The organism is Streptomyces sp. NPDC088817 (assembly GCF_044750345.1).
Taxonomy (GTDB): domain Bacteria; phylum Actinomycetota; class Actinomycetes; order Streptomycetales; family Streptomycetaceae; genus Streptomyces.
The window spans coordinates 242,823-264,234 of record NZ_JBIVJN010000014.1 but is presented as its reverse complement, the minus strand read 5'-3'; the positions used below and the strand labels follow the sequence as shown (position 1 = coordinate 264,234).

The following is a 21,412-nucleotide window of genomic DNA, read 5'->3' as shown; positions in this document are numbered from 1 at the left end:
GGTGGTGGGTCACTCGCAGGGCGAGATCGCCGCCGCCGTGGTGTCGGGTGCGCTGTCGCTGCGTGACGGTGCGCGGGTGGTGGCGCTGCGCAGCCAGGCCATCGGGCGCAGCCTCGCGGGCCGGGGCGGGATGATGTCGGTGGCGCTGCCCGTCGCCGATGTGGAGGCCCGTCTTGAGGCGTTCGGCGGGCGGGTGTCCGTCGCCGCCGAGAACGGCCCCCGCTCCTGCGTGGTCTCCGGCGAACCCGGCGCCCTGGACGAGCTGTCCGACCTGCTCACCGCCGAGGACGTGCGCGTGCGCCGCGTCCCCGTGGACTACGCCTCGCACTCCCACCACGTCGAGGACCTGCACGACGAGATCCTGGGGCTGCTGGCCGAGGTCGCTCCGGCCGCGTCCGAGGTTCCGCTGTTCTCCACGGTCACCGGCGACTGGCTCGACACCACCGTCATGGACGCAGGCTACTGGTACCGCAGCCTGCGCGGCCGGGTCCTGTTCGCGGACGCCGTGCGCGGTCTGATCGCCGCCGAGCACCGCGCCTTCATCGAGGTCAGCTCCCACCCGGTGCTGTCGATGTCCGTGCAGGACATGATCGACGACGCCGGAGTGGCGGGTGTCGCCTCCGGCACCCTGCGCCGCGACAACGGCGGCCTGGACCGCTTCCTGCTGTCCGCCGCCCAGGTGTTCGTCCGCGGCGTCCACGTCGACTGGGCCCCGCTGTTCGAGGGCACCGGCGCGACCCGCGTCGACCTGCCCACGTACGCCTTCCAGCACGAGCGCTACTGGATCAGCCGCGCCGTCGTGGACCGTTCGGCCACCGCGCCGATGGACGCCGAGTTCTGGGCGGCCGTCGAGCAGGCGGACGTCTCCGCCCTCACCGAGGCGCTCGGCACGGACGAGGAGTCCGTCGCCGCGATCCTGCCCGGCCTGGCCTCCTGGCGCCGCACCCGCGGCGAGCGCTCCACCGTGGACTCCTGGCGCTACCGGGTCACCTGGGAGCCGCTGGCCCGGATCCCCCGCGCCACCCTCGACGGCACCTGGCTGCTGGTGTCCGCCGACGGCGTCGACGACACCGACGTCGCCGAGGCGCTGGAGGCAGGCGGCGCCCAGGTGCGGCGCCTCGTCCTCGACGAGACCTGCATCGACCCCGCCGTCCTGCGCGAGCGCCTCACCGACACCGACGGCCTCACCGGCGTCGTCTCCGTCCTCGCCGACGCCGAACAGGACTCCGTCCGCCATCCCGGACTGACCCTCGGACTCGCGCTGTCGGTCTCGCTGGCGCAGGCCCTCGGCGAGGCCGGCGTCCCGGCACCGCTGTGGTTCCTGACCCGCGGCGCCTTCTCCACCGGCCCGTCCGACACGGTCACCCGGCCGCTGCAGAGCCAGGTCGCCGGCCTCGGCTGGACCGTCGCCGTGGAGCACCCCCGCCGCTGGGGCGGCGTCGTCGACCTGCCCGGGACTCCAGCGCCGCGACAGGCGACGTCTGCCCCGTCGCGACGCCCGGCACGCCCTCTCGCCGCACCGGCCGAAAGCCCAAGTACGTCCAGTACGAGGACTTCCGGCCGGCACGCCGGTGGGGGTACCACCCGCGCGAGCGAAGCCGAGCGTGGGGGAACGCACCGGACGCCGCTCCTTGACGGGCAAACGTCACCTGCCACGGCGCTCGACGCCCGCGCCGCCCAGCGGCTCGTCGCCGCGCTCGCCGGGGCGCTCGGCGACGAGGACCAGCTCGCCGTCCGGCCCGCGGGTGTGCTCGCCCGCCGCGTCGTCCGCGCGAGCGGCGACACCCGCCGCAAGGCCCGCGCCTGGAAGCCGCGCGGCACCACCCTGGTCACCGGCGGCTCCGGCACCCTCGCCCCCGGACTCGCCCGCCATCTGTCCGCCCACGGCGCCGAGCACCTCGTGCTGCTCAGCCGCCGCGGCGCCGACGCCCCCGGCGCGGCCGAACTCGCCGCCGAACTCCGGGCGGCGGGCACCGAGACGCAGTTCGTGGCCTGCGACATCACCGACCGCGCCGCGGTCGCCGCGCTCCTCGACGGACTGAAGGCCGAGGGCCGCACCGTCCGCACGGTCGTGCACACCGCAGCCGTCATCGAGCTGTCCGCCCTCGCCGACACCACCGTCGACGCGTTCGCGGAGGTCGTGCACGCCAAGGTCACCGGCGCCCGCATCCTCGACGAACTCCTCGACGACGAGGAGCTGGACGACTTCGTCCTGTACTCCTCCACCGCAGGCATGTGGGGCAGCGGCGTGCACGCCGCGTACGTCGCGGGCAACGCCTACCTGTCCGCGCTCGCCGAACAGCGCCGCGCCCGCGGCGCCCGCGCCACCTCCATCCACTGGGGCAAGTGGCCCGACGACCTCGAACGCGAGCTGGCCGACCCGCACCAGATCCGCCGCAGCGGCCTGGAGTACCTCGACCCCGAGCTGGCGCTGACCGCCCTCCAGCGCGTCATGGAGGACGACGAGACCGTCATCGGCCTCATGGACATCGACTGGGGCACGTACCACGACGTCTTCACCGCGGGACGCCCCTCGCACCTGTTCGACCGGATCCCCGAGGTCGCCCGCCTGCTGGCCGACCGGGCCGCGCCCGCCGCCACGGCCACCGCCACCAGCGGCCTGGCCGCCCGCCTCCAGGGCGCGTCCGCCGCCGAGCAGGACCGGATCGTGCTCGCCCTGGTCCGCGAGGAGACCGCCGCCGTCCTCGGCCACGCCTCCGCCGACACCGTCCCCGAGCGGCGCGCCTTCCGCGACATCGGCTTCGACTCGGTGACCGCCGTCGACCTGCGCAACCGCCTCGTCGCCGCGACCGGGCTCACCCTGCCGTCCACCATGGTCTTCGACCATCCGAACGCGGTCGCGCTCGCCGCGTTCCTCAAGGCCACCGCGCTCGGCACCACCGGCACGGCCGGCGACCGGCCCGCCGCCGCGGTCACCGCGGGCGCCGACGACGACCCGATCGTCATCGTCGGCATGAGCTGCCGCTTCCCCGGCGGCGCGAACACCCCGGAGGAGCTGCTGCGGCTCGCCCTCGACGGCGCCGACGTCATCTCCGAGTTCCCCGCCGAACGCGGCTGGGACGCCCACGGCCTCTACGACCCGGACCCCGACCGGCAGGGCCGCACCTACTCCGTGCACGGCGGGTTCCTGCACGAGGCGGCCGGCTTCGACCCCGGGTTCTTCGGCATCTCGCCCCGCGAGGCGCTCGCCATGGACCCGCAGCAGCGGCTGCTCCTGGAGACCTCCTGGGAGGCCCTGGAGCGGGCCGGCATCGACCCCGAGTCGTTGCACGCCACCGCCACCGGCGCCTTCTTCGGCGCCAGCTACCAGGACTACTCCAGCAGCGTCCAGAACGGCACCGAGGGCACCGAGGTGCACATGATGACCGGCACCGCGGCCAGCGTGCTGTCCGGCCGTGTCTCCTACCTGCTCGGTCTTGAGGGCCCGGCGGTCACCGTCGACACCGCCTGCTCCTCCTCCCTGGTCGCGATGCACCTGGCCTGCCAGTCCCTGCGCAGCGGCGAGAGCAGCCTCGCCCTGGCCGGCGGCGCCGCCGTCATGGCCACCCCGCACGCGTTCGTCGGCTTCAGCCGGCAGCGGGCGCTGGCCGAGAACGGCCGCTGCAAGCCGTTCGCCGAGGCCGCCGACGGCATGACCCTCGCCGAGGGCGTCGGCGTCGTCCTGCTGGAGAAGCTCTCCGACGCCCGCCGCAACGGACACCGTGTCCTCGCCGTCGTCCGGGGTTCCGCCATCAACCAGGACGGCGCCTCCAACGGTCTGACCGCGCCCAACGGCCTCTCCCAGCAGCGCGTCATCCGCCAGGCCCTCGCCAACGCCGGACTCGGCGCCGCCGACATCGACGTGGTCGAGGCGCACGGCACCGGCACCAAGCTCGGCGACCCCATCGAGGCCGGCGCCCTGCTCGCCACCTACGGCCAGGACCGCGACGGCGGACAGCCGCTGCTGCTCGGCTCGGTGAAGTCCAACATCGGCCACACCCAGGCCGCCGCGGGCGTCGCCGGCGTCATCAAGATGGTGATGGCCATGCACGCCGGCGAACTGCCCGGCACCCTGCACATCGACGAGCCCTCCAGCCACGTCGACTGGACCTCCGGCGCCGTCACCCTGCTGCGCGAGCGCACCGCCTGGCCGGCCGCCGAGGACCGCCCCCGCCGGGCCGGTGTCTCCTCCTTCGGCATCAGCGGCACCAACGCCCACCTCCTCCTGGAGCAGGCCCCTGCCGAAGAGCCCGCCGCGCATCCAGTGGAAGAGCCCGCGGGGGACGCCGAGGACGCCCCGCTCGTTCCCTGGCCGCTGTCCGCCAAGTCCGCGCAGGCGCTGCGCGAGCAGGCGTCCCGGCTGCTGACCGCGACGGCCGGCGCCACCGCCGCGCCCGCCCGCGTCGGACACGCACTGGCCACCACCCGGTCCACCTTCGACCACCGCGCCGTCGTCCTCGGCAGCCGTCCCGAGGACTTCACCCGCGGCCTGGAGGCCGTGGTGTCCTCCACGTCCGCACCCGGCGTCGTCACCGGCACCGCGGGACCGGACTCCACGGGACCCGTCTTCGTCTACCCGGGCCAGGGCTCCCAGTGGTGGGGGATGGGCCGCGAACTCCTCGCCGGCTCCGAGGTGTTCCGCACCGCCGTCGACGACTGCGCCGCGGCGCTCGCCCCGTACACCGACTGGTCCCTGCACGAGGTGCTGGCCGGCGAGGGCGACCCGGAACTCCTGGAGCGCGTGGACGTCGTCCAGCCCGCCCTGTTCTCGATGATGGTCGCGCTCACCGCGCTGTGGCGGTCGTACGGCGTCGAACCCGCCGCCGTCGTCGGCCACTCGCAGGGCGAGATCGCCGCTGCCTGCGTCGCCGGGGCGCTCAGCCTGGAGGACGCCGCCCTCGTCGTCGCGCTGCGCAGCCAGGCCCTGCCCCAGCTGTCCGGGCTCGGCGGCATGATGTCCGTCTCCGCGCCCGCCGAACGCGTCACCGAACTGCTCCAGCCCTGGGGCGAGGCGCTGTCCGTCGCCGCCGTCAACGGCCCCTCCTCGGTGATCGTCTCCGGCGACGCCGACGCCCTCGACGAACTCCTCGAAACCTGCCGCGAGCAGAACGTACGGGCCCGCAGGGTGTCCGTGGACTACGCTTCGCACGGCCGGCACGTCGAGGCCGTGCGCGACGAACTCGCCCGCGTCCTCGCCCCCGTCAGTCCCCGCGTCCCCGAGGTGCCGTTCTACTCGACCGTCACCGGCGCCCGGCTCGACGAGGCCGCCTTCGACGGCTCCTACTGGTACACCAACCTGCGGCAGACCGTGCTGATGGAGGACGCCACCCGCGCCCTCGTCGCCGCCGGACACCGCGTGTTCGTGGAGATCAGCCCGCACCCGGTGCTGGCCGCCCCGATCCAGGAGACGCAGGAAAGCCTTCAGGAGGATGTGGCCGAGACCTCCGCCGTCCTCGGCACGCTGCGCCGCGACGACGGCGACCGCCGTCGCTTCCTCACCTCGCTCGCCGAGGCGCACACCCACGGCATCGCCGTCGACTGGACCGCCGTCTTCGACCGCCCCGCGTACGCGCCGGTCGACCTGCCCACCTACCCCTTCCAGCGGCAGGACTTCTGGCCCGAACCGAAGGCCGCCGCCCCCGCGGGCACCGCCGACGCCTCCGACGCCGCGTTCTGGGAACTGGTCGAGAACCAGGACCTCACCGCGCTCGCCGGTGAACTCGGCATCGCCGCCGACGACGGCGCCTCCCGGCTCGGCGACGTGCTGCCCGCGCTGTCCGCCTGGCGCAGCCGCTCCCTCACCCGCTCCCGCGTGGACGCCCTGCGCTACCACGTCGAGTGGAACCGCGTCGCCGAACCCGGCGCCTCCCGGCCCGCCGGCCGGCTCCTCGCGGTGATCTCGCCGGACCACGCGGGCGCCCCCTGGGTCGCCGCCGTCCTCGACGCGCTCGGCCCGGACACCGTCCGCTTCGAGGCCAAGGGCACCGACCGGGCCGCCTGGGCCGAGCGGCTCGCCCAGCTCCGCGAGGACGAGGGGGAGTTCCACGCCGTGGTCTCCCTGCTCGCCGCAGCCGAGGCACTCCACACCGACTTCGGATCCGTGCCGCTCGGCCTCGCCCAGACCCTCGCCCTCGTCCAGGCCCTCGGCGACGCGGGGCTCACCGCGCCCCTGTGGTGCCTGACCCGGGGCGGTGTCGCCGCCGGCCGCGGCGACGTCCTCAGCAGCCCCGTGCAGGGCGCGCTGTGGGGCCTCGGCCGCGTCATCGGCCTCGAACACCCCGACCGGTGGGGCGGTCTCGTCGACCTGCCGGAGACGGTCGACTCCCGGGCCGCCGCCCGGCTCACCGGACTGCTCGCCGACGCGGGCGGCGAGGACCAGCTCGCCATCCGCGGCTCGGGCGTGCTCGCCCGCCGCCTCGCCCACGCCGCCCCGGCCGTACCCGGCTCCGGGAAGCGCCCGCCCGTCCACGGCTCCGTCCTCGTCACCGGCGGGACCGGCGGCATCGGCGGCCGGGTCGCCCGCCGTCTCGCCGAACAGGGCGCCGACCACCTGGTCCTGACCAGCCGGCGCGGCGCCGACGCCCCCGGAGCGGCCGAACTCCGCGCCGAACTGGAGCAGCTGGGCGTCCGCGTGACCGTCGCCGCGTGCGACGCCGCCGACCGGGACGCGCTCGCCGCGCTCCTGGCGGGACTGCCCGAGGACGCGCCGCTCACCGCCGTCTTCCACTCCGCCGGCGTGGCCCACGGCGACGCCCCGGTCGCGGACCTGACCATCGACCAGCTCGACGCGCTGATGCGCGCCAAGCTGACCGCCGCCCAGCACCTGCACGAGCTGACCGCCGGCCTCGACCTGGACGCGTTCGTCCTGTTCTCGTCCGGCGCCGCCGTCTGGGGCAGCGGCGGCCAGCCCGGCTACGCCGCCGCCAACGCCTACCTCGACGCCCTCGCCGAGCACCGCAGGTCCCTCGGCCTGACCGCCGCCTCGGTGGCCTGGGGCACCTGGGGCGAGGTCGGCATGGCGACCGACCCCGAGGTCCACGACCGGCTCGTCCGCCAGGGCGTCCTGGCCATGGAGCCGGAACACGCGCTTGGCGCCCTCGACCAGATGCTGGAGGACGACGACACCGCGCTCGCCGTCACCCTCATGGACTGGGAGCTGTTCGCACCCGCCTTCACCGCGAACCGCCCCAGCGCCCTGCTGAGCACCGTCCCGGAAGCCGTCTCGGCCCTCACCGACGAGGGCCCGGCCGCCGCAGCCGGCTCCGGCGCCGCCGTACCGCCGCTGCGTGCCCGGCTGGACGGGCTGCCCACCGCGGAACGCGCCCGTGCCCTCGTCGAAGCCGTCCGCGCCGAGGCGTCCGCGACCCTCGGCCACGACAGCCCCGACGCGGTGCCCGCCTCGCGCGCCTTCCGCGACGTCGGCTTCGACTCCGTCACCGCCGTCGAACTGCGCAACCGGCTCCGCTCCGCCCTCGGGCTGCCGCTGCCGGCCGCCCTCGTCTTCGACTACCCGAATCCCACGGCCCTCGCCCAGCACATCGGCTCGCTGCTCTACGGCACCGCACCCGATGACACGGACACCGGCCGCGCGGACGACCCCGACGCCCGCATCCGTGAGGCCCTCGCCACCGTCCCGATCGGACGGCTGCGCAAGGCGGGCCTCCTCGACATGGTGCTGAGACTCGCCGAGTCCGACGACGTTGAGGACAGCGCCCCCGCCGACGACGACACGGCGGACTCCCTCGACGACATGGACGCCGAAGAGCTGCTGCGGCTGGCCGCCCAGAACTCGGCGAACTGAAAGAGAGCTGGAACACGATGAGCACGTCCCCCAACAAGTACGTCGAGGCGCTGCGGTCGTCCCTGAAGGAGATCGAGCGGCTGCGCAAGCAGAACGAGCAGCTGGTCGCCTCGGCGGCGGAGCCGATCGCCGTCGTCGGCATCGGCTGCCGCTTCCCCGGCGGCGTCGCATCCCCCGAGGACCTGTGGGAGCTCGTCGCCCAGGGCCGCGACGTCATCGGCCCGTTCCCGACCGACCGCGGCTGGGACCTGGACCGGCTCGCGGGCGGCGGCGAGGGCAGCAGCCTCGCCCAGGTCGGCGGCTTCCTCCAGGACGCCGCCGGCTTCGACCCCGGCTTCTTCGGCATCTCGCCCCGCGAGGCCGTCGCCATGGACCCGCAGCAGCGCATCCTCCTGGAGATCGCCTGGGAGGCGCTGGAGCGGGCCGGCATCGACCCCTCCACGCTGCGGGGCAGCCGCACGGGCGTGTTCATGGGCACCACCGGCCAGGACTACGCCGAGGTCATCAAGGCGTCCGACGAGGACGCCGAGGTGTACTCCACCACCGGCCACGCCGCCAGCGTGATCTCCGGCCGGCTCTCCTACTTCCTGGGCGCCGAGGGCCCGGCGGTCACCGTCGACACCGGCTGCTCCTCGTCGCTCGTCTCCCTGCACCTGGCCGTGCAGGCACTGCGGGGCGGCGAGTGCTCCCTGGCCCTGGCGGGCGGCGCCTCCGTCATGGCCACGCCCCACCCGTTCATCGCGTTCACCTCGCAGAGCGGACTGGCCGCCGACGGCCGCTGCAAGCCGTTCTCCGACGACGCCGACGGCACCGGCTGGGCCGAGGGCGCGGGACTGTTCATCCTGATGCGGCTGTCCGACGCCCAGCGCGAGGGCCGTACGGTCCTCGCCGTGCTGCGCGGCTCCGCCATCAACCAGGACGGCGCCTCCAACGGCCTCACCGCCCCCAACGGCCCCTCCCAGCAGCGCGTCATCCGCGCCGCCCTGGACAGCGCCCACCTGACCGCCGCGGACGTCGACGCGGTCGAGGCGCACGGCACCGGCACCACCCTCGGCGACCCGATCGAGGCGCAGGCCCTGCTCGCCACCTACGGCCAGGACCGCGAGCGGCCGCTGCTGCTCGGCTCCGTCAAGTCGAACATCGGCCACGCCCAGGCCGCCTCCGGCGCCGCCGGCGTGATCAAGATGATCATGGCGATGCGTAACGGCGTACTGCCCCGGAGCCTCCACGCCGACCGGCCGACCAGCAACGTCGACTGGACCGCGGGCTCCGTCGAACTCCTCGACCGCGCCGTCGACTGGCCCGAGACCGGCCGCGCCCGCCGCGCCGGAGTCTCCTCCTTCGGCATCAGCGGCACCAACGCCCACCTCATCCTCGAACAGGCCCCCGCCGCCACCGAGCGCCCCGCCCCGGACCCCGCCGTCCGCCCCGCGCTCGTCCCCTGGACCCTGTCCGGCCGCACCGCCGCCGCGCTCGACGCCCAGCGCGAACGCCTCGCCGCCCACCTCGCGGGCCACCCGGACGCCGACCCGCTCGACATCGGCTTCGCGCTCGCCGACGGCCGCGCCACCTTCGAGCACCGCGCCGTCCTGCTCTGCGCCGGCACCGACGCCTCGGGCGCCACCGAGATCGCCCACGGCTCGGTCGACGACGGCGCCACCGCCGTCCTGTTCTCGGGCCAGGGCTCCCAGCGCCTCGGCATGGGCCGCGAACTGCACGCCCGCTTCCCGGTGTTCGCAGAGGCCTTCGACGAGATCGCCGCGCTCCTCGACGGCCACACCGACCGCCCGCTGCGCGACGTCGTCTGGGGCTCCGACGCGGGCCTCCTCAACGAGACCGGCTGGACCCAGCCCGCGCTGTTCGCCGTCGAGGTCGCCCTCTACCGCCTCGTTTCCTTCCTGGGCGTCACCCCCGACTACGTCGGCGGCCACTCCGTCGGCGAGATCGCCGCCGCGCACGTCGCCGGGGTGCTGTCGCTCCAGGACGCGTGCACCCTGGTCGCCGCCCGCGCCCGCCTGATGCAGGAGCTGCCGCGGGGCGGTGCGATGCTCGCGGTGCGCGCCACCGAGGAGGAGGTTGCCCCGCGTCTGACGGAGCGGGTGTCGATCGCCGCGGTCAACGGGCCGTCGTCGGTGGTCGTCGCCGGTGACGAGGACGAGGTCGCCGCGATCGCCGCGCACTTCGAGGCGCAGGACCGCAAGACCACCCGCCTGCGGGTCAGCCACGCCTTCCACTCGCCGCTCATGGACCCCATGCTGGAGGAGTTCCGGAGCGTCGCCCGGGGCCTCACCTACCACGAGCCGCGCATCCCGGTCGTCTCCAACCTGACCGGCACCGTCGCCGACCCCGCCGACCTGTGCACCGCCGACTACTGGGTCCGCCACGTCCGCGAGGCCGTCCGCTTCGCCGACGGCGTCACCACCCTCGCCGCCCGCGGCGTCACCACCATCCTCGAAGTCGGCCCCGACGGCGTGCTGTCCGCGATGGCACAGGAGTCGCTGCCCGAGGGCACCACCGCCGTCCCGCTGCTGCGCAAGGACCGCCCCGAGGAGGAGTCCGCCCTCACCGGACTCGCCCGGGTGCACGTCCGCGGCCTCACCGTCCGCTGGGCCCGCCTCTTCGACACCACCGGCGCCCTCCGCGCCGACCTGCCCACCTACCCCTTCCAGAACCAGCGGTTCTGGCCGGCCGCGGGCCGCTCCACCCAGGACGTCACCGCCGCCGGACTCGGCTCCGCCGACCACCCGCTGCTCGGCGCGGCCGTCGAACTCGCCGACGACGAAGGGTTCCTGTTCACCAGCAGGCTCTCCGTCCACTCCCACCCCTGGCTCGCCGACCACGGCGTCCAGGGCCGCGCCCTGCTGCCCGGCACCGCCTTCGTCGAACTCGCCATCCGCGCGGGCGACGAGGCCGGCTGCGACCGTGTCGAGGAACTCACCCTCGCCGCCCCGCTGGTGCTCCCCGAGCGCGGCGCCGTCCAGCTCCAGGTCCGGGTGGGCGCCCCCGATCCCGCGGGCCGCCGCTCGCTCGGCATCTTCTCCCGCGTCGAGGACGGCTTCGACCTGCCCTGGTCGCAGCACGCCACCGGCGTCCTCACCACCGGCGCGGGCGCCCCGGACGCCGCCTTCGACGCCACCGTCTGGCCGCCCGCCGGCGCCGAACAGGTCGACCTCGACGGCTGCTACGAGCGCCTCGCCGGCCTCGGCTTCGACTACGGGCCCGCCTTCCGTGGCCTGCGCGCCGCCTGGCGCCGCGGCACCGACGTGTTCGCCGAGGTCGCCGTCCCCGAGGACGCCGGGACCGACCCCGCCGACTTCGGCCTGCACCCCGCGCTCCTGGACGCCGCCCAGCACGCCGCCGCCTACACCGACCTCGGCGCCATCAGCCAGGGCGGACTGCCGTTCGCCTGGCAGGGCGTGCACCTCGCCGCGTCCGGCGCCACCACCGTCCGCGCCCGCATCACCTCCGCGGGCGAGGACACCGTCTCCATCGCCGTGTACGACACCGCGGGCGGCACCGTCCTGTCCGTGGACTCCCTGGTCTCCCGCGTCGTCCCCAAGGACACCCCCGGCGCCGCGGGGGCGGTCCACCGCGACTCCCTCTTCCAGGTCGAGTGGACCCCGCTGGGGAACCCGTCAGGGCAGTTCCCGGAGAGCGTCGCGCTCGTCGGCGCCGACCCGGCCGGCCTCGCCGACGCGCTGCGCGCCACCGGCGTCCAGGTCACCGCCCACCCCGACCTGGCCGCGCTGGCCGCGGACACCGCCCCGGTGCCCGGGACCGTGCTCACCTCCGTGCCCGGCGAACAGGACACCCGGGCCGCCGCCGACGCCGCCCACACCACCGCCGCCGCCGTACTGGCCCTGGCCCAGCACTGGCTGACCGAGGACAGGTTCGCCGACGCCCGGCTCGTCCTCGTCACCCGCGACGCCACCGCGGGCGGTGACCTCGCGGCCGCCGCGGCCGCCGGTCTGATCCGCACCGCCCGCACCGAGAACCCCGGCCGCTTCGCCCTCCTCGACCTCTCCGACACCCCCGCCGCCCCCGCAGCCCTGGTGGCGGCCCTGGCCGCCGCGTACGACGAACCCGACCTCGCCGTACGCGGCTCCGACGTACTCACCGCCCGGCTCGCCCGGGTGCCCGCCCCCGCCGCCCCCGCCGACTGGAACCCGGACGGCACCGTCCTGATCACCGGCGGCACCGGCGGACTCGGCGGCGTCCTCGCCCGCCACCTCGTCACCGAACGCGGCGTCCGCCGTCTGCTGCTCGCCAGCCGCCGCGGCCCGGACGCCGCCGGCGCCCGTGACCTCGCCGGCGAACTCACCGCACTCGGCGCCTCCGTCGACATCGCCGCCTGCGACGTCACCGACCGGGAGGCCCTCGCCGCCCTCCTCGCCCGGATACCCGCCGCGCACCCGCTGAGCGCCGTCGTGCACACCGCCGGCGTGGTCGACGACGGCGTCATCGGCTCCCTCACCCCCGAACGCCTCGACACCGTGCTGCGGCCCAAGGCCGACGCCGCCTGGCACCTGCACGACCTCACCCGGGACCTGGACCTCGACGCGTTCGTCCTCTTCTCGTCCGTCGCCGCCACCCTCGGCAGCCCCGGACAGGCCAACTACGCGGCCGGCAACGCCTTCCTGGACGCCCTCGCCGCCCACCGCCACGGCGTCGGCCTGCCCGCCACCTCCCTCGCCTGGGGTCCCTGGACCCAGAGCGTCGGCATGACCGGCAACCTGTCCGACATCGACGTCGAGCGCATCGCCCGCTCCGGCATGCCGCCGCTCACCGTCGAACAGGGCCTCGCCCTCTTCGACGCGGCCCTCGCCACCGGCGGCCCCGCGCTCCTGCCGGTCCGCCTCGACCTGGCCGTGCTGCGCACCCAGGGCGAGATCGCGCCGCTGCTGCGCGGACTGATCCGCACCACCGTGCGCCGCGCCGCCGCCCAGGTGTCGGTGACCGCCGACAGCCTCGCCCAGCGACTGGCCGGCCTGGACGCCGCCGCCCGCCGCGAGACCCTCCTCGGCCTGGTCCGCACCCAGATCGCCCAGGTCCTCGGCCACGCCGACGCCGACCAGGTGGAGGCGGCCCGCCAGTTCCAGGATCTCGGCTTCGACTCGCTGACCGCGGTCGAACTGCGCAACGGCCTCAACGCCGCCACCGGACTGCGCCTGCCCGCGACCATGGTGTTCGACTACCCGACGCCGAACGCGCTCGCCGACCACCTGAGCGACGAACTCCTCGGCACCGCCGACGACACACCCCTGCCCACCCCCGCCGGCGCCCTCCCGGCCACCACCGACGACCCGATCGTCATCGTCGGCATGGCCTGCCGCTACCCGGGCGGCGTCACCTCGCCCGAGGACCTGTGGCGCCTGGTCAGCGAAGGCGCCGACGCCACCGGCCCGTTCCCCGTCAACCGCGGCTGGGACGTCGACAACCTCTACGACCCGGACCCCGACCGTCCCGGACACACCTATGTGCGCGCCGGCGGGTTCCTGCACGACGCCGGCTCGTTCGACGCCGACTTCTTCGGCATGAGCCCGCGCGAGGCGCTCTCCACCGACTCCCAGCAGCGCCTGCTGCTCGAACTGTCCTGGGAGGCCGTCGAGCGGGCCGGCATCGACCCGCTCAGCCTGCGCGGCAGCCGCACCGGCGTCTTCGCCGGCGTCATGTACAACGACTACGGCACCATCCTCACCGGCGACGAGTACGAGGCCTTCCGCGGCAACGGCAGCGCTCCCAGCGTCGCCTCAGGACGCGTCTCGTACACCCTGGGCCTTGAGGGCCCCGCCGTCACCGTCGACACCGCCTGCTCCTCCTCCCTCGTCGGCATGCACCTCGCCGCCCAGGCGCTGCGCACGGGGGAGTGCACGCTCGCCCTGGCCGGCGGCGTCACCGTCATGTCGACGCCCAGCACCTTCGTCGACTTCTCCCGCCAGCGGGGCCTCGCCGCCGACGGCCGCTCCAAGGCGTTCGCCGAGGCCGCCGACGGCGTCGCCTGGTCCGAGGGCGTCGGCATGCTCGTCCTGGAGCGGCAGTCCGACGCGATCCGCAACGGGCACGAGATCCTCGCCGTGCTGCGCGGCTCCGCCGTGAACCAGGACGGCGCCTCCAACGGCCTGACCGCCCCCAACGGCCCCTCCCAGCAGCGCGTCATCCGCCAGGCCCTCGCCAGCGGCGGACTGTCCCCCGAGGACGTCGACGTCGTTGAGGCGCACGGCACCGGCACCACCCTGGGCGACCCCATCGAGGCCCAGGCGCTCATCGCCACCTACGGCCGCGACCGCGACCCCGAGCGGCCCCTGTGGCTCGGCTCCGTGAAGTCCAACATCGGCCACACCCAGGCCGCCGCGGGCGTCGCAGGCGTCATCAAGATGATCATGTCGATGCGGCACGGTCTGCTCCCGCGGACCCTGCACGTGGACGCCCCGTCCTCGCACGTCGACTGGGACGCCGGCGCCGTCGAACTGCTCACCGAGCAGACCGAGTGGCCCCGGACGGACCGCGTGCGCCGCGCCGGTGTCTCCTCCTTCGGCATCAGCGGCACCAACGCCCACGTCATCATCGAACAGCCGGCCGCCACCCCGGCCCCGGCCACCCCGCGCGACCCCGCCGAAGAAATCCCGGCCACCCCCTGGCCGCTGTCCGCGAAGACCCCCGAGGCCCTGCGCGACCAGGCCGCCCGCCTGCTCACCCACATCGAGGCCCACCCCGAGGCCCACCCGGCCGACATCGCCTACTCGCTGCTCACCAGCCGTTCAGTCTTCGACCACCGCGCCGTCGTCGCCGGCGCCGACCGCGCCGAGTCCCTGCGCGCCCTCGCGGCCCTCGCCGCCGGGACCGACGACAGCGCACTGCTGACCGGCACCGTCCGCGGCGGCCGCACCGCCTTCCTGTTCTCGGGCCAGGGATCGCAGCGGCTCGGGATGGGCCGTGAACTGTACGGCCGTTTCCCGGTGTTCGCCGAGGCCCTGGATGCCGTACTGGCCGTCCTGGACGGCGAGTTGGAAGGCTCGCTGCGGGAAGTGATGTGGGGCGAGGACACCGGTCCGCTGAACGAGACCGGCTGGACCCAGCCCGCCCTGTTCGCCGTCGAGGTGGCGCTCTACCGGCTCGTGGAGTCCTGGGGTGTGAAGCCGGACCTCGTGGCCGGCCACTCCATCGGTGAGATCGCCGCCGCCCACGTCGCCGGGGTGCTCTCCCTGGAGGACGCCTGCCGTCTCGTCGCCGCCCGCGCGAGCCTCATGCAGGCGCTGCCCGAGGGCGGCGCCATGATCGCCGTCGAGGCCACCGAGGACGAGGTACGCCCGCTCCTCACCGACGACGTCTCCATCGCCGCCGTCAATGGACCGTCGTCCGTGGTCGTCTCCGGCACCGAGGCCGCCGCCCTCGCGGTCGCCGCGCACCTCACCGAGCAGGGACGGCGCACCAGCCGCCTGCGCGTCAGCCACGCCTTCCACTCGCCGCTGATGACCCCGATGCTCGACGAGTTCCGCGCGGTGGCCCAAGGACTGACGCTCACGGCACCGGCGATCCCGGTGGTGTCGAACCTGACCGGCGCCCTCGCCGCGGCCGAGGAACTGTGCTCGGCCGACTACTGGGTCCGCCACGTCCGCGAGGCCGTCCGGTTCGCCGACTGCGTCGGCACCCTCGGCGAGCACGGCGTCACCGCCTTCGTCGAACTCGGCCCCGACGGCGTGCTGTCCGCCCTGGCACAGCAGTCCGCCACCGAGGGCGCCACCACCGTGCCGCTGCTGCGCAAGGACCGGGACGAGGAACAGTCCCTCGTCACCGCCCTGTGCCGGCTGCACGTCCTCGGCGTCGACGCCGACTGGACGTCCGCCTTCACCGGCGCCGGCGCCACCCGCGTCGACCTGCCGACCTACGCCTTCCAGCACCGCTGGTTCTGGCCCACGGCCCGAGCGGCCCACCCGCACGACATGCGCGCCGCCGGACTCGGCTCCGCCGCCCACCCGCTCCTCGGCGCGGCAGTGGAACTCCCCGCCGGGGAAGGCGTGTTGCTCACCGGTCGGCTGTCCCTCCAGTCGCACCCCTGGCTCGCCGACCACGCGGTCATGGGCACCGTCCTCCTGCCGGGCACCGCATTCCTGGACCTCGCGATCCGTGCGGGCGACGAGGTCGGCTGCGGTCAGGTCGAGGAACTCACCCTCGCCGCACCGCTGGTGCTGCCGCAGGACGGCGCCGTGCTGCTCCAGGTCCGCGCGGGCAGCGCCGACGACGACGGCCGACGCGCCCTCACCGTGCACGCCCGTTCCGAGGACGCCACGGACGGCGTCTGGACGCTGCACGCCACAGGCACCCTGTCCGACACCGCCCCCGCAGGCACCGACTTCGACGCTGCCGTATGGCCGCCGGCCGGTGCGGAGGCCCTCGACGCCGAGGGTTGCTACGAGCGTTTCGCCGCTCGTGGCTTCGCCTACGGTCCGCTCTTCCAGGGCCTCACGGCGGCCTGGAGGGCCGGTGACACGCTGTATGCCGAGGTCGCGCTGCCCGAGGAGGGCGGCGAGGACGCGGCCGGTTTCGCGGTGCATCCCGCGCTGCTCGACGCCGCCCTGCACCCCGCGCTGCTGACCGACGACGACGGTGGTCTGCCGTTCTCGTGGGAGGGCGTCAGCCTGCACGCTTCGGGCGCGAGCGCACTGCGCGTACGTCTCGCTCCGGTGGGCGAGAACACGCTGTCCGTGACCGCGGTGGACCCGGCCGGCCGGCCCGTGATCTCCGTCGCGAAGCTGCTCGCGCGTCCGGTCGACTCCGACCAGCTGGCCGGCGATTCCGGACTCCTGCGTGATGCGTTGTTCCGGCTGGAGTGGACTCCGGTTCCGCTGCCGGAGGGCACGGGCTCCGCGGGCCTCGCCCTGCTGGGCCCGGACACCGACGACCTGGCGGAAGCCCTCGGTGACGGCGCGGTTCGGTATGCGAATCTCGCCGATCTGCTCGCGGCTGATGCGCCGGTTCCCGGTGCTGTGCTGGTTCCGTTCATGGCCGGCTCCGACGACGCCGATATGGCGGGTTCCGCGCACGCGCGGACCGCTGCGGCTCTGGCGCTGCTTCAGGAGTGGCTGGCGGAGGACCGGCTGACCGGTTCCCGTCTGGTGCTCGTCACTCGTGGTGCTGTCGCCACCGGCGATGCCCCGGTGACCGACCTTGCCGCCGCTGCTGTGCTGGGTCTGGTCCGTTCCGCGCAGACGGAGAACCCTGGTGCCTTCGGGCTGGTGGACCTTGATGGTGCCTCTGACTTTGTTCTGACGCGTGCCCTGGCTCTGGATGAGCCGCAGCTCGCGCTGCGTGGCGGCCGTGCTCTTGCCGCTCGTCTGACCCGTACGACCGCTGACTCCACTGCCGAGACTGTCTGGTCGTCGGAGGGGACGGTGCTGGTGACCGGTGGTACCGGTGGCCTGGGTGGCCTGGTGGCTCGTCACCTGGTCGTGGAGCGGGGGGTGCGGCGTCTGCTGCTGACCAGCCGCTCCGGTCTGGACGCTGCGGGTGCCACCGAGTTGGTTGCGGAGCTTGAGGGTTTGGGTGCCGAGGTTTCGGTGGCGGCGTGTGATGTCGCCGACCGGGATGCGGTGGCCGCGCTGGTCGCGGAGCATCCGCTCACCGCGGTCGTGCACACGGCCGGTGTCCTTGATGACGGTGTTCTCGGCTCGCTGACCGGTGAGCGGCTTGCCACTGTGCTGCGTCCCAAGGTGGACGGCGCGTGGAACCTGCATGAGGCGACGCGCGACCTGGACCTGGACGCGTTCGTGGTCTTTTCTTCGGTGGCCGGTGTCTTCGGTGGTGCAGGTCAGGCCAACTACGCGGCCGGTAACGCCTTCCTGGACGCTCTCGCCGCCCACCGTAGATCTGTTGGTCTGCATGCTGTCTCCCTCGCGTGGGGCCCGTGGCAGCAGGGTGCGGGCATGACGGCCCAGCTCGACGAGCGTGATGTGCGTCGGGCCGCTGAGTCCGGCATGCCTCTCATCACCATCGAGCAGGGCCTCGCCCTCTTCGACGCCGCACTCACCACCGGTGAGGCCGCTGTCGTCACCAGCCGCCTTGACCTTGCCGCCTTCCGGAGCCGTCCGGAGATTCCGGCGCTGCTGCGTGGGCTGGTTCGTACCCCCGTGCGCCGCACCGCCGCGACCGGGGCCGCCGAGGGCGCGGACGCCGGGCTGGTCCAGCGGCTCGCCCGGCTGGACCGGGAGCAGCGCCACGAGGTTCTGCTCGATCTGGTGCGCGCGAGTGCAGCTCTGGTCCTGGGGCACGCTGCCGGCGCTGACATCGACGCCGACCGTGCCTTCCGCGACCTCGGTTTCGACTCCCTCACCGCGGTCGAACTCCGTAACCGCCTGCGCACCGCGACCGGTCTGCGCCTGTCGGCCACCATGGTCTTCGACCACCCGACTCTGTCCGCGCTCGCCGACCACCTGCTCACCGAGCTGTTCGGTGCGGAGACCGAGGCCCTGACTCCGGTCACGCTGCTGCCGCCGACGGACGACGACCCGATCGTGATCGTCGGTATGGCCTGCCGCTTCCCGGGCAACGTCGCCTCGCCCGAGGACCTGTGGCGACTGGTCAGCGAGGGCAGCGACGCCATCACCGACTTCCCGGCCAACCGCGGCTGGGACGTGGAGAACCTCTACCACCCGGACCCCGAGCACACCGGCACCTCGTACAGCCGTTCCGGCGGATTCCTGCACGACGCGGGCGACTTCGACCCCGGCTTCTTCGGGATGAGCCCCCGCGAGGCGCTCGCGACGGACTCCCAGCAGCGGCTGCTCCTCGAGACCTCCTGGGAGGCGATCGAGCGCGCCGGCATCGACCCGCTGAGTCTCCGTGAGAGCCGTACCGGCGTCTTCGCGGGCGTCATGTACCACGACTACGGCAGCCTGCTGGGCGGCAAGGAGTTCGAGGGCTTCCAGGGCCAGGGCAGCGCGGGCAGCGTCGCCTCCGGACGTGTCTCGTACACCTTCGGTTTCGAGGGTCCGGCGGTCACCGTCGACACCGCCTGTTCGTCCTCGTTGGTCGCCCTGCACTGGGCGGCCCAGGCGCTGCGGTCGGGCGAATGCTCGCTCGCCCTGGCCGGCGGTGTGACCGTCATGTCGACGCCCAGCACGTTCATCGAGTTCTCCCGCCAGCGCGGTCTCGCCCCCGACGGCCGCTCCAAGGCGTTCGCCGAGTCGGCGGACGGTGTCGGCTGGTCCGAGGGTGTCGGCATGCTCCTGCTGGAGCGGCAGTCGGACGCGATCCGCAACGGCCACGAGATCCTCGCGGTCGTCCGTGGCTCCGCCGTCAACCAGGACGGTGCCTCCAACGGCCTCACGGCCCCCAACGGTCCGTCCCAGCAGCGGGTGATCCGCCAGGCGCTCGCCAGCGGCGGTCTCTCGACCGGTGACGTGGACGCCGTCGAGGCACACGGCACGGGCACGACGCTCGGTGACCCGATCGAGGCCCAGGCGCTCATCGCCACCTACGGCCGGAACCGCACCGACGAGCAGCCCCTGTGGCTCGGCTCGCTGAAGTCGAACATCGGTCACACGCAGGCCGCGGCCGGTGTCGCCGGTGTCATCAAGATGGTCATGGCGATGCGCCACGGCGTGCTGCCGCGCACCTTGCACGTGGACGCGCCGTCGTCCCACGTCGACTGGACCGAGGGCACCGTCGAACTGCTCACCGAGCAGACCGAGTGGCCCGAGACGGAACGGGTGCGCCGCGCCGGTGTCTCCTCCTTCGGCATCAGCGGCACCAACGCCCACGTCATCCTGGAGCAGCCGGTCGCCGCACCGGCACCGGAGACGGCCGGAACACAGGGCGCCGAGCCCGACGTCGTCCCGCTGGTCCTCTCCGCCAAATCACCCGAGGCACTGAGCGACCAGGCCGCCCGCCTGCTCGACACCGTCCGCGAGCACACGGCGCTGCGCCCGCTCGACCTCGGCTATTCGCTGGCGACCAGCCGTTCCGCGTTCGACCACCGTGCCGTCGTCCTGGCCACCGGCCGGGAGGACGCCCTCCGCGCCCTGACCGCCCTCGCCGACGGCGACGCGGACTCCGCCGCCGTCACCGGCCGCACCCGTTCGGGCCGTCGTGCGGCGCTGTTCTCGGGGCAGGGGTCGCAGCGGTTGGGGATGGGTCGTGAGCTGTACGGCCGTTTCCCGGTGTTCGCGGAGGCTCTGGATTCCGTACTCGCAGTCTTGGACGGCGAGTTGGAGGGTTCGCTGCGGGAGGTGTTGTGGGGCGAGGATGCCGGTCTGCTGAACGAGACCGGATGGACTCAGCCCGCCCTCTTCGCCGTTGAGGTCGCCCTCTACCGCTTGGTGGAGTCGTGGGGTGTGAGGCCGGACTTCGTCGCCGGTCACTCGATCGGTGAGATCGCCGCAGCGCACGTCGCCGGGGTGTTCTCACTGGAGGACGCCGCCCGCCTGGTGGTTGCCAGGGGTCGTCTGATGCAGGCGCTGCCTGCCGGCGGCGCGATGGTCGCGGTCCAGGCCACCGAGGACGAGGTCATCCCTTACCTCACCGCCGAGGTGTCGATCGCAGCCGTCAACGGCCCCACCTCGGTGGTCGTTTCGGGTGAGGAAGGCGCCGTACTGGAGGTCGCGGCACGCTTCGAGGCGGAGGGTCGCAAGGCCACGATGCTTCGGGTGTCGCACGCGTTCCACTCGCCGCTGATGGACCCGATGCTGGACGAGTTCCGTTCCGTGGTCGAGGAGTTGGAGTTCGCGGCACCGGTGATTCCGGTGGTGTCGAACCTGACCGGATCCGTGGCCGCGGCTGAGGAGTTGTGCTCGGCCGAGTACTGGGTCCGTCATGTCCGTGAGGCGGTGCGCTTCGCCGACGGTGTGGCCACGCTTGAGGAACAGGGTGTGACCACGTTCCTGGAGCTGGGCCCGGACGGAGTCCTCTCCGCGATGGCCCAGGAGTCGCTGACCGGCGACGAGGCCGTCACCGTCGCGGTCCTGCGCAAGGACCGCGACGAAGAGACCGCTGCCCTCACCGCCCTTGCCGCCCTGCACACGGCGGGCCTGCGAATCGACTGGAACACCTTCTTCGCCGGTACCGGCGCCACCCGCGTCGAACTGCCGACCTACGCCTTCCAGCACACCACCTACTGGCCCAGCGCAAGGCACTCCGCCGCAGCGGTCGCCGGGCTCACCGCCACCGGACACCCGCTGCTCAACGGCTCGGTGCAGCTCGCCGAGGGCGAAGGGGCGCTCCTCACCGGTCGCCTTTCCCTTCAGTCGCACCCCTGGCTCGCCGACCACGCGGTCATGGGCACGGTGCTGCTGCCGGGCACCGCTTTCCTGGACCTCGCGATCCGTGCGGGTGACGAGGTCGGCTGCGACCGGGTCGAGGAACTCACCCTCGCGGCGCCGCTGGTGCTGTCGCAGGACGGCGCCGTGCTGCTCCAGGTCCGTGCGGGGAGTGCCGACGACGGTGGTCGGCGCACGGTCACCGTGCACTCGCGCCCCGAGGGCGCGGCCGACGGCGTCTGGACGCTGCACGCCACCGGCACCCTGGTGACAGCCGGCACCGCCGAAGCCGCCGACTTCGATGCTGCCGCGTGGCCGCCGGCCGGTGCGGAGACCCTTGAAGTCGAGGGTTGCTACGAGC

The 21,412-nt window shown here is 74.1% G+C and carries 2 protein-coding genes (1 of these 2 running past the window's edge); both read left to right on the top strand.

The annotated features are described in order from the left end of the window. Positions 1–7,801 (top strand): type I polyketide synthase (locus ACIP4X_RS25265; RefSeq protein WP_401350734.1); only part of this gene is annotated, 7,801 nt, incomplete at its 5' end. 17 nt (positions 7,802–7,818) lie between these two features. Next, positions 7,819–21,412 carry the beginning of an SDR family NAD(P)-dependent oxidoreductase gene (locus tag ACIP4X_RS25260; RefSeq protein ID WP_401350732.1) on the top strand. The gene runs 18,104 nt beyond the window's last position, so 13,594 of the gene's 31,698 nt are visible here — the first part of the coding sequence; its start codon is at positions 7,819–7,821; the stop codon falls past the right edge of the window.